Genomic DNA, 8,857 nt, shown 5'->3' on the forward strand with positions numbered 1-8,857 from the left:
TTAATTTCGTATATATATGTTAATAAAATTAACACATACAAGATATAAATCTTTAATCATTATTGGTTAATAATCGAACGTTTACTTTACACATGCCCTACTCTGATAATTTTTCTATTATTAAATCAATATGCTTTTAAAAATTTATATTATTAACATAATACACCTTATACGAAATGCGTTATAATTATCTATAGAAATCAATGCTGTAGTTTCTAGTTGATAGCCCATCTTCCCCAAGGTGGGTTTTTTTTATGATTTTTCACGTTCCACGCCTATTCTTTGATCAATGTGTCAGAACTTTGATTAGCATGCCTAAACAAGTCTCTTAGCCATTCGGCAAGAAAAACCGGCTTAACCATCCTCTTTTCGGCTGTTCCGGTTCAACCTGCTCCGGCACCGGAATACGCTTATTTTCCGTCTGCTCCGGACTAGTCAATCCGTCATGTTTCAGCTCAGGTTCTGGCCGAGGATCCGTTGCTATATTCTGGTCAGGTTTCTGATCGGTAAACGTAGTCATATTGGTTTTTGGGGCTTCTAGCAGTCGTTGTATAGCTTCTATTTGATTGTCTTTTGCTTCTAGCTGTTCTCGTTGGAAAACTTCTCGCTCATGTGCAAGTTCTAGCTGTTTTTTTAGTATGTCTACCTGCTGTTTTAGCATGTCTACTTCTGTCTCTTTTTGTACCGTAGTAGACTGTAACGGGGTTACATTATTATTTTTATTAGATGGTTCGCCAAATACTCTTATGGCTTCAGATAAATCTATTTTCCCATCACTATTTTTTGATAAATCGCCTTTATTTATACGTTTATAAATACTTTGTCGATTCATCCCATAAAGTTGTGATAACTCAATAACAGATAGTGCTTTCATTATGTAACCCAAGTAAAAATCTGTATGCTTGTAGACAATAATTAATCATGTAACGTTACATCAGTAGTTTAACGATAGCCAACTTTTTCAAGATAAGGATGTAATTCTTGAAACTTAGCAGGATCTTGAAGCATTTCAGCAATTCTTATTGCAAACTGTTGATAGCTTTCAGTGCCCTGAGAGTATTTCCCCATTTCAGGTAATTCCGAAAGCTTGTTAGCAAATAAGTGGCGTTGAGCATCTGTTATTCTGGAAAAAATATCTAATGTATTGGGATCTTTCTTACGTTCTATTGCTTTGTTCGGATTTCTTTTTTGTTTGAAGCTAAAAGAGAACCCAGAAATAGAGCGACCTTCTTTATGCTGTTCAACTTTAACGATGATATCTGTATGTTCATTTATTTGTTTGACTGCTGATTCAAGTACACGTCGTTTAAATGTATCTAGTCTTGGGTAATCATCTGAAGTTAAGCCAAGCTTCGAACGAAAGTCAGAAACTTCAAATATAGGAGTGTTACCGACTTCACGCCATGCTATAAGCAACTCATAGAGTCGAATGGCATATTTTCCTGTTAATTGGGTAACTTGTTTTAATTGATAACTTGTAAATTGTTTTTCTAAACGTGTAATTAAAGGGACTACATCCATTGTAAAAGTAACCTCTAAGGTTGCAGCATCATCAATATAAGAAATATTTTGAACCCATCGAGAAATTACTTTCTTTGATTTTCCTGTTTTTTCATCAATTGTTTGGTAGCTAAACTGTCTACCAAAAAGGTTAGTAACTGCTGTTTTTAGGGCTTTGTAGGCGGCATGCTTACTAACATTAAATCTGCTCATATAGTCACTGGCATGGATCCGTAGCCTAGTGTTTGCATCAATCCCTGTTTTTGTTTCTCTTGCTTGTAAGATAGCCAGTAGAATTAACCGTTGTTCTACGGTATCTAAATTATAACTCGCATTAATTAAAGCATTATCTTTTACTATTAATTCACTGGTAGGCATTTGCTACACCTTTATTATACGTGGTGTTATTACACCATTATTAGTTAATGGTGTAAATAGGTGACTTTTTGGTGTGGTATAGGTGACTTTTTGGTGTGGTATAGGTGACTTTTTGGTGTGGTATAGGTGACTTTTTGGTGTGGTATATCCCTTGTATATACTATAAATAAAGACTTACAGCAGATCTAAAAGCATTTAAAAACTTAAAAATAATTAAAAGCATTGGGAATGAAAAATTGCCCTTGGTTTTCGCTACGCTCAAACTCTATTGAATCTCGCTTTCGCTCGATTCGTGGGGCAATTTTTTGGATCATTCTGTTGTGACTTTGAGAAAAAGCAAAGGCAAGAGCAAAAGCAACTCGGAATTCGCTTCGCTCATAAAGCTTTTTTACTCGCTACGCTCGATCTAGGCCCAATTTTCTGCATGTGATTTACGCTTATTTAGACTTCACAGCCTAAAAAGCTGTTTTTCAGAGAGTCGAGGTGCGAATTTTGGTGCTTCGCTCGTAGACACTCGCTCTATTCATCCCGATTAGAATAAAAATAGTCTCTATTTGGCGCTCATTTGCGTTTTTTGACCTGATTACTCATTTCAATAGTCGATTCTATGTCTTATGTAAAAATGTGGCTGAAATCGCATGTGAGAGCGTTTCAACTTGGGTGTTATTTTTGATCTGTAGGCTAGAGTTTCCGCTTATAGATTTTTTCCCTTAGACACACAATAGTCAGGATCTCTTTTGGCCAAGCACTATCTTTACTGTCAGTTAAGTCAATTAAATGGATTGGGAGCCGGTACATACCGGCAATTTTTGGTTCACACACCACGCATCTAAAGATAAAGGCTCCAAAGCCTTATCCTATAAGGGATACAGCGATTTTTCATCTATCTGGAAAGCGTTTACGCTTTTAGCATGATTTTTATTATTTTTCATAGGTTTAGCTGTAAACACGTTTTGTTGCAAATAAAGTGCAATATTTACTTACAAAACAATAGGATAGCTTGTAATCACCTTTGTTTACGCTTTTATATGAATTTCTCTTTTTATATTAGATATTTAACCTGTAATCATTAAAACTTAACACAGTGTTTACTTATATTTGATAGTTACTTTTTAGAAATTAGGTGCTTAGATTGAAAACAAATTGTAGGAGTTTTTCATGAACAGTACTCGAACCGTTGCCGTCAGATTAGACAATCAAGTCGCACAAGAATATGAGCGTTTGGCTCAGTTGAAGGGCGATAAACTCGGAACTTATTTACGGGATTTACTGACCAGTAATTTACAAATGGCCAGTATTGAACGGCAGGTCAGTCGGATTGAAACATTGGTGAATGATTTTGAAAAGCAAATTAATTATTCCCTAGATAAGTTTACTGAAGCCAATTATTTAAATGAAAAATTCTTTGAAGACTTTGGACATATGTACATGTTTCAAATGGGGATGTTGATGCATCTAAAAGTCGATCGAGAAGACATCCGAGGAATGCAAATAAAGGGAAATGCATATGCCCAAAAGAACTATTTTGCGGGGAAAAAGCCGTGAGCAATATTATTCAACTTTCTAAACCGTGTGCTTTCTGTGATTCAAGGGAAAACGTACAGCTTTTTGCAGGGCTGATGCTTTGTGGGAATTGTCAGGAAAATATCCGGATTACTAATCCTGGCATGTTTGAGGCCAATGATCAGATTGAACAAAAAGCCCAGGATTAACCTGGGCTGCGTATAAGAGATTTTATGTTAAATAAAAAAGACACTTTAAAAAGTGTCTTTTAAAAAATAAGAAAGTTAATTTGTATAAGTAGCTTTCAGTCTACTAAATGTTTCTTGGAAAAAAATAGCATGTTCCAAGTTTTCTAGAGATTTCATTTTGATAGTGGTTTTGAATTGAAGATATCCATTAGAAATCTCTTGTTTTCTTTTAATTCGAACTTCTTCTGTCTCTCCTATACGAAGCGATTCAGCCACCATCAACTCAATTTTTTCTTGTTTCGAAACGGTAACGTATTTCTGAAAAAGTCCACCTATTAAATCATCAATATCATGACCCCTAAAAAATAAGTAAATGTTGTTTTGATTGATTCCAACATTCTGTATTTTTTTAATAGTTTGTTGCATATAGTAGCAAGCTACATGATCAATCATCAAAGAATCAATAAACAATGAAATATCATGTTCAATGTCGTTCCATACATCATTATTTAAAACAGAATTATGATAAGAGACTAAATCTTTATAGTCTTTAGGATCTGTATTCTTTGAGAGCTGAGACAAAATTTTCGTAATTTCATTTAGGTTATTACTTAATTTTTTTTCATCTCTATGAATAAAATTAAAGTTAGAAAGAGATATAAGCAATGGTAAATAAATAATGGATGAAATCTTATCTAGGATTGATAAGAAATTTCGATCAAGTTTGGATAAATGTACTCTAAAACACGAACAGAGTGTATCTAGAATATTCTTTGGAGTATAAAAAATACTTTCTATTGAATGTAAGACGGTATAAAACCAGTAAGGATTTGATTGAAGTGATTGTAAATCATGGTTTATTAGCCAACCTATACCTTGATGATAATCACTATCTGTACAGGCGATAGAGTTTTTCCCCAATGTTATTGCCTTGGAGGCAACGAGAGATCTGATTCTGTCACAACCAGTTCCCATCTTATTATCATCAGCTATAAGTTCAGTTGTTTGTATTTCGAATACCCATTTTGATGAATCTTGGGGTAGGATCTTAGCCCAAAAATTTATGTCATTTTCAGATTCAACCCATACTTTCACAGTTTCTTGTGCTGTAGGACTAAAAAACTTTTGATTAGCAAAATAATCGTTATCTAAGTCAAAACCTAAATTGCTCATTACAAAATTAGCCTCAGATAGAATTTAAGTTCATAAATTGAATGTTGAGGCTATTATCGATCATTGCTGGTGAGTGAGTTGAGATAATAAATTTAGATCTAGGAGAGAGTTGTGCAATTGTCTTAATGAATCGTTTCTGCCAAGATATATGCATTGATAAGTCAGGCTCATCTAGTAAGAACAGAACTTCTTTTTGTCTATTTAAAAAAACCAATAATAGTAATGTTAAAAGATTTTTCTCACCCATAGATAGACTATGCCATTCGATAATCAAATGTTTATTATCAGGATAATTACATCTTAAATTTAAGAATCCATCTTTATTAATAAAAAATTCTCTATTAGTTTCTTTGAAGAATGAATTTAAAATAGACATAAAAGAGTTAATAGGTTTGTCTTTTAGATTGTTTTTACTAGAGGTAATTTCTTTTTTAATCTTTTCTAATTTTATTAGTTCATCTATCTCTGAATTTTCCATTAGTGCTTCTTTAATAGAAGAAAAATCTTTATTTGATATTTTTTTAAGTAAGTCTTCATAGACTTGATTAATTCTTTTTTCGACTCTAGATTGAACGGAAAACTCTATTAATAAGCTATATAAGCTTTTATCAATATTAACTTCTTGAGAGAAAGAATCTAAGTTATCAAAGTCAGCTTCAAAATCCCCTTTTTCTGATGAAGATAAACTTTCATTCATAAAAAGAATACTTTTAATAAAGTGAGAATCATCACTTTGTTTATCATTATAGTCATCTAAAGAGGTTATGAGATAATTTATGTTAAAGACCTCTCGATTTTTAACAAAATTTCTTAATTTTGATGTCGGATCTATTGAATCCTGTGCTTTATCAAATCTTTTACCGAAATCTTTGGTTAAGTCAGATAAAATAACTTTAATTTGATCATGATTGATTTCTTCAGGTCTATGACAAGTATAGTTATATAAACTATAAAAATGATTCTTGGTTTTTAACATGCTAGCCCAATCCTTTCGAGGATAGTTTCTAGCATTCTCTGAATACATCGAAATCATATGATGTAAAGCACTTAGGCATGTACTTTTTCCACTTCCATTAAAACCTGTAATAATGTTTATTTGTTTTTTTAAATCAATATAAGTGTGCTTCTGGGGAGCAACTAAGTTATAAAACTCAACACCTTCAAGTTCTTGAATTTTCATTTGATTAAGTAAAAGCCATAGATATATAAAGCAATAATGCCTGTTGTGAATCAATAGAGCAATCACTGAAAGGCTATAAAGTGTATGTTCAGGTCTAATAGATTATTTAGTGTCTCTAAAACTAACAGAATACATCTTATAAGAAAGACAGCTTAAGCTGACTTTCTTATTGTTAAACATTGAATCCTATATGTTTTCCTGTTGGAAGCTCTACATCAATACGGAGCTTTCCACCCATCGCTTCAACATACTTTTTCATGGTCGAAATCTTAAGGTCATTGCCACGGTTTTCGATTGCTGAAAGTGATGGTTGTTTGATCCCAAGAGTTTCAGCCAATTCTTTTTGGGAAATCTCTAATTCTTCTCGAATAAGGTGAAGCTGAGTTTCTAAAAGTAGTTCATCAGCCATTTGTTGAATACGAGCTTGGCTCTCTGGAGAGCGACTAGCCAATAATTCCTGTAAGGTTTTAGCCATTAGATTGATCTCCTAGGGTTGAGAGATGAAGTTCGTATTGCTCATCTGCAATATCCAGCATCTCTTTATAAAATCGCTTTTTTCCGCCTTTATCAGCAATGCACAGCACAATGGCTTGCCGTAATGGATCAAATGCGAAAAAGGCTCTCAGGGGTTTACCTCGATGCTGAACACGTAGCTCTTTCATATTGGTAAATTTAGAGTTATACACGGTATCCACTAAAGGACGACCTAAACTTGGCCCTTGCTGCTGAAGAATAACCAGTGCAGCTAAGACTTTCTCTTGGGTTGATTCGTCTTGCTGTTCCAGCCATTCATTAAACAGATCCGTTGTAATGACTGTCCACATATCACAACCATAATATAGATTATAGTCTATATATTAAGACTGATTGAGTGATTTTGCAAATGACAATAAAAAAACCCCGGCATCCTGCCAGGGTTTTTTATTGGAACATTAGGTCTCTGTGCTCTTGCGTGTCTTATATAGCGCCATCCTGGTGCTTATTTTTAATTATATGGAACTTCCTGTTCCTGACCACTTAATCATATGAAAATTCTATTATTGCGTATAGACGCAAAGGGCCGGAATTGTTGTGAGTATATGCGTACAAGATAGGCTAAAAACTGTCCCAGGTTTATCCGCAGGAAATGGGGATAATTTTAGATCCTGGGACGTTGAGAATATTAGAAAAACCGCAAAATCGACTACTTTTTAAACAAAATTATTGGCAAGAACTATCAAAACCGGTCATAAAAAAGCCGACTTGTTTCCAAGTCGGCTTTTCGGGTTTGCGTCCCAATTTTTTTATAGCATAACTTTTTGAAATATAAAACTATTTTTATACGCGTTTCGTATAACGCCCATTATGTTAAATGGAAGCAAACGACCTCCAAGAAAATCGGTATAGTATGAATAGTTATTGAGTAGATAAGAGAATTAAGTTAATGAAATACTCAAAAGAAAAAATAGTAAAAGCCCTATTACTTGCTCCTTTACCACTACTTTTTTTCACAGCATTGCTATTTATCATAATGAATCGTGAATATAGTCTATATTCAATTTTTGTGGTTTTTGCAGGGCATGGTCTTGTTTACTTGGCTTATAGTATTTTGACAGTACCTTTTAGCTTTATGGTCTCAATTCTTTTAAATCGTTATAGTATTCTTAATTTGCTAACTATCTGTATTAGCTCTTTAATTATTGCTATGCCATTTTTTGTTCTTTTTGGATGGAGCCATACAGGAGAAGTTTCGAAAGAATGGTGGAAGATGTATACCGACACTTGGACTATCTTTATGGCTCTAATTCCAGGCTTGTCTTATTGGTTATTTTTAACTGATTTTAAAGTTAAAGAATTATTAAAGAAAAAAATAATATATTTCAATATATTAGCTTTTGTTTTGACTTATTTGTCTTTGTTTCATCAGAAATATACATTGATAGACCGGATAGTTGTAGACAAGCTTGGAAAAGTTGAAGTTATAGGAGGAGGATTTCCATTACAGTTTTTAGTAGATGGTGAAATATCTCCAGGCGGTAGTATAGCGCTAGATCCTTTAAATATTATTATAGGAATAGATCAATTCATTTTTTTATATTTTATTCTTGATTATTTATTTTGGCTTATGTGTCTTTTAGTCGGTTATGCGTTTTTTCGAAAGATAAAAGTGAAATTATAATGTCTAAAATATTTATAAAATTAGGAATTTTACTTGTAGGTCTATGTCTACTTCTAATCATTAATTCATACAAACAGAAATTAAATCATGATAAAGAGATGGCAACACAGACAACAATACTTTTCTTTAATTCACTTGCTAAACATGATCTAGAATCAGCAATCAAATATGTTTGGCCAGATGCGCGATTACATGAAGATTTAAAAAGTTCTGAAAGGTTTCTCTCTTTCAAAGACTCAAAAATTTTAGAAGTAGTAAGGATTAATTATGATTCAGCGGAAAGTAGACCTGAGTATTATCAAGAATTTTATAAAATTATTTCAGTGATGGTAAAAGTTAAAGTCGTCCATATAGATGATGCTGGTAGTCCAGTAGGTGACTATATTTTATTTATTACTCTTGTGAAACAATCTCCTCAATCTGATTGGCTAATTACAGAATTTGGTAGTGGGCCTTAAGATAGTAATTATAGAGAAAAGCTAAAATTAACATAATACACCTTATACGAAATGCGTTATAATTATCTATAGAAATCAATGCTGTAGTTTCTAGTTGATAGCCCATCTTCCCCAAGGTGGGTTTTTTTTATGATTTTTCACGTTCCACGCCTATTCTTTGATCAATGTGTCAGAACTTTGATTAGCATGCCTAAACAAGTCTCTTAGCCATTCGGCAAGAAAAACCGGCTTAACCATCCTCTTTTCGGCTGTTCCGGTTCAACCTGCTCCGGCACCGGAATACGCTTATTTTCCGCTGCTCCGGACTAGTCAATCCGTC

10 protein-coding genes and 2 pseudogenes are annotated in these 8,857 nt (G+C 33.4%); 5 read left to right on the plus strand and 7 right to left on the minus strand.

The features are described 5' to 3' along the window. Positions 1-328 precede the first annotated feature (328 nt). Positions 329-874, minus strand: coding sequence for a plasmid replication DNA-binding protein (locus HMPREF0013_RS23985; RefSeq protein WP_005804931.1), 546 nt, complete (start codon positions 872-874; stop codon positions 329-331). 68 nt (positions 875-942) lie between these two features. Then, positions 943-1,878 carry a replication initiation protein RepM gene (gene repM, locus HMPREF0013_RS23990; protein WP_005804933.1) on the minus strand — a complete coding sequence of 312 codons (936 nt, stop codon included), beginning with the start codon at positions 1,876-1,878 and terminating at the stop codon, positions 943-945. A 1,158-nt stretch (positions 1,879-3,036) separates the two neighbouring features. Between repM and HMPREF0013_RS23995 the strand changes: the two genes are divergently transcribed. Further along, positions 3,037-3,423 (plus strand): hypothetical protein, encoded by a 387-nt coding sequence (locus HMPREF0013_RS23995; protein ID WP_005804934.1) that lies wholly within the window; start codon positions 3,037-3,039, stop codon positions 3,421-3,423. Then, positions 3,420-3,590 (plus strand): hypothetical protein, encoded by a 171-nt coding sequence (locus HMPREF0013_RS25140; RefSeq protein ID WP_005804935.1) that lies wholly within the window; start codon positions 3,420-3,422, stop codon positions 3,588-3,590. Before HMPREF0013_RS23995 ends, HMPREF0013_RS25140 begins: the two co-directional genes overlap by 4 nt. 75 nt (positions 3,591-3,665) lie before the next feature. Here the strand turns inward: HMPREF0013_RS25140 and HMPREF0013_RS24000 are convergent, their stop codons facing one another. From HMPREF0013_RS24000 to HMPREF0013_RS24015, 4 genes are all read right to left on the minus strand, one after another. Further along, positions 3,666-4,742: a hypothetical protein gene (locus HMPREF0013_RS24000; protein WP_005804936.1), complete on the minus strand. Its 1,077-nt coding sequence runs from the start codon at positions 4,740-4,742 to the stop codon at positions 3,666-3,668. Between the two features lie 13 nt (positions 4,743-4,755). Next, positions 4,756-5,922 carry an AAA family ATPase gene (locus HMPREF0013_RS24005; RefSeq protein ID WP_005804937.1) on the minus strand — a complete coding sequence of 389 codons (1,167 nt, stop codon included), beginning with the start codon at positions 5,920-5,922 and terminating at the stop codon, positions 4,756-4,758. 172 nt (positions 5,923-6,094) lie between these two features. Continuing rightward, positions 6,095-6,397 (minus strand): helix-turn-helix domain-containing protein, encoded by a 303-nt coding sequence (locus HMPREF0013_RS24010; protein ID WP_005804939.1) that lies wholly within the window; start codon positions 6,395-6,397, stop codon positions 6,095-6,097. After that, entirely contained in the window at positions 6,390-6,746 is a 357-nt protein-coding gene (locus tag HMPREF0013_RS24015; protein ID WP_005804940.1) for a type II toxin-antitoxin system RelE/ParE family toxin, read from the minus strand. Before HMPREF0013_RS24015 ends, HMPREF0013_RS24010 begins: the two co-directional genes overlap by 8 nt. Before the next feature lie 599 nt (positions 6,747-7,345). On the opposite strand from HMPREF0013_RS24015, the pseudogene HMPREF0013_RS25380 reads away from it, so the two are divergent. The 3 genes and pseudogenes from HMPREF0013_RS25380 to HMPREF0013_RS24025 all read left to right on the plus strand — a co-directional run. After that, positions 7,346-7,756: pseudogene (locus HMPREF0013_RS25380) on the plus strand (hypothetical protein); the annotation flags it as partial. 30 nt (positions 7,757-7,786) lie between these two features. Next, positions 7,787-8,080 (plus strand): hypothetical protein, encoded by a 294-nt coding sequence (locus HMPREF0013_RS25385; protein WP_227505690.1) that lies wholly within the window; start codon positions 7,787-7,789, stop codon positions 8,078-8,080. A 98-nt stretch (positions 8,081-8,178) separates the two neighbouring features. Then, positions 8,179-8,538, plus strand: a complete 360-nt coding sequence (locus tag HMPREF0013_RS24025) for a DUF4829 domain-containing protein (protein WP_224223039.1) — start codon at positions 8,179-8,181, stop codon at positions 8,536-8,538. A 203-nt stretch (positions 8,539-8,741) separates the two neighbouring features. Here the strand turns inward: HMPREF0013_RS24025 and HMPREF0013_RS25390 are convergent. Continuing rightward, positions 8,742-8,857, minus strand: a pseudogene (locus tag HMPREF0013_RS25390) (DNA-binding protein); the annotation flags it as partial.

Source organism: Acinetobacter sp. SH024 (assembly GCF_000163635.1).
GTDB classification, from domain to species: domain Bacteria; phylum Pseudomonadota; class Gammaproteobacteria; order Pseudomonadales; family Moraxellaceae; genus Acinetobacter; species Acinetobacter pittii.

What these genes read in the sequence shown, in the direction of transcription:
- HMPREF0013_RS23985 (WP_005804931.1), bottom strand. Translation starts at nt 874, where the DNA reads ATGAAAGCACTATCTGTTATTGAGTTATCACAACTTTATGGGATGAAT.
- HMPREF0013_RS23995 (WP_005804934.1), top strand. Translation starts at nt 3,037, where the DNA reads ATGAACAGTACTCGAACCGTTGCCGTCAGATTAGACAATCAAGTCGCA.
- HMPREF0013_RS24000 (WP_005804936.1), bottom strand. Translation starts at nt 4,742, where the DNA reads ATGAGCAATTTAGGTTTTGACTTAGATAACGATTATTTTGCTAATCAA.
- repM (WP_005804933.1), bottom strand. Translation starts at nt 1,878, where the DNA reads ATGCCTACCAGTGAATTAATAGTAAAAGATAATGCTTTAATTAATGCG.
- HMPREF0013_RS24015 (WP_005804940.1), bottom strand. Translation starts at nt 6,746, where the DNA reads ATGTGGACAGTCATTACAACGGATCTGTTTAATGAATGGCTGGAACAG.
- HMPREF0013_RS24010 (WP_005804939.1), bottom strand. Translation starts at nt 6,397, where the DNA reads ATGGCTAAAACCTTACAGGAATTATTGGCTAGTCGCTCTCCAGAGAGC.
- HMPREF0013_RS24025 (WP_224223039.1), top strand. Translation starts at nt 8,179, where the DNA reads ATGGCAACACAGACAACAATACTTTTCTTTAATTCACTTGCTAAACAT.
- HMPREF0013_RS24005 (WP_005804937.1), bottom strand. Translation starts at nt 5,922, where the DNA reads ATGAAAATTCAAGAACTTGAAGGTGTTGAGTTTTATAACTTAGTTGCT.